Source organism: Streptomyces sp. NPDC026659 (assembly GCF_040638245.1).
Classification (GTDB): domain Bacteria; phylum Actinomycetota; class Actinomycetes; order Streptomycetales; family Streptomycetaceae; genus Streptomyces.
This window is the reverse complement of sequence record NZ_JBEZXY010000023.1, coordinates 1428-2849: the sequence shown is the minus strand read 5'-3', so window position 1 is coordinate 2849 and position 1422 is coordinate 1428. Positions and strand designations below refer to the sequence as shown.

1 rRNA gene (cut by a window edge) is annotated in these 1422 nt (G+C 55.8%); it reads right to left on the bottom strand.

Features of this window, described 5'->3' with window-relative positions:
- Positions 1-21 precede the first annotated feature (21 nt).
- Positions 22-1422 (bottom strand): 23S ribosomal RNA (locus tag AB0E91_RS31545); it runs 1372 nt beyond the window's last position.

The following is a 1422-nucleotide window of genomic DNA, read 5'->3' as shown; positions in this document are numbered from 1 at the left end:
ACACAGTGGACGCGAGCAACTGAGGACAAGCCCTCGGCCTATTAGTACCAGTCAACTCCACCCGTTACCGGGCTTCCATATCTGGCCTATCAACCCAGTCGTCTACTGGGAGCCTTACCCTCTCAAGGAGGTGGGAATACTCATCTCGAAGCAGGCTTCCCGCTTAGATGCTTTCAGCGGTTATCCCTCCCGAACGTAGCCAACCAGCCATGCCCTTGGCAGGACAACTGGCACACCAGAGGTTCGTCCGTCCCGGTCCTCTCGTACTAGGGACAGCCCTTCTCAATATTCCTACGCGCACAGCGGATAGGGACCGAACTGTCTCACGACGTTCTAAACCCAGCTCGCGTACCGCTTTAATGGGCGAACAGCCCAACCCTTGGGACCGACTCCAGCCCCAGGATGCGACGAGCCGACATCGAGGTGCCAAACCATCCCGTCGATATGGACTCTTGGGGAAGATCAGCCTGTTATCCCCGGGGTACCTTTTATCCGTTGAGCGACGGCGCTTCCACAAGCCACCGCCGGATCACTAGTCCCGACTTTCGTCCCTGCTCGACCCGTCGGTCTCACAGTCAAGCTCCCTTGTGCACTTACACTCAACACCTGATTGCCAACCAGGCTGAGGGAACCTTTGGGCGCCTCCGTTACTCTTTAGGAGGCAACCGCCCCAGTTAAACTACCCATCAGACACTGTCCCTGATCCGGATCACGGACCGAGGTTAGACATCCAGCACGACCAGACTGGTATTTCAACGACGACTCCCACGACACTGGCGTGCCGCTTTCAAAGTCTCCCAGCTATCCTACACAAGCCGAACCGAACACCAATATCAAACTGTAGTAAAGGTCCCGGGGTCTTTCCGTCCTGCTGCGCGAAACGAGCATCTTTACTCGTAGTGCAATTTCACCGGGCCTATGGTTGAGACAGTCGAGAAGTCGTTACGCCATTCGTGCAGGTCGGAACTTACCCGACAAGGAATTTCGCTACCTTAGGATGGTTATAGTTACCACCGCCGTTTACTGGCGCTTAAGTTCTCAGCTTCGCCTGGACGAATCCAAGCTAACCGGTCCCCTTAACGTTCCAGCACCGGGCAGGCGTCAGTCCGTATACATCGCCTTACGGCTTCGCACGGACCTGTGTTTTTAGTAAACAGTCGCTTCTCGCTGGTCTCTGCGGCCACACCCAGCTCACCGAGTAAATCGGATCACCGGACATGGCCCCCCTTCTCCCGAAGTTACGGGGGCATTTTGCCGAGTTCCTTAACCATAGTTCACCCGAACGCCTCGGTATTCTCTACCTGACCACCTGAGTCGGTTTAGGGTACGGGCCGCCATGAAACTCGCTAGAGGCTTTTCTCGACAGCATAGGATCATCCACTTCACCACAATCGGCTCGGCATCAGGTCTCAGACTATGTGC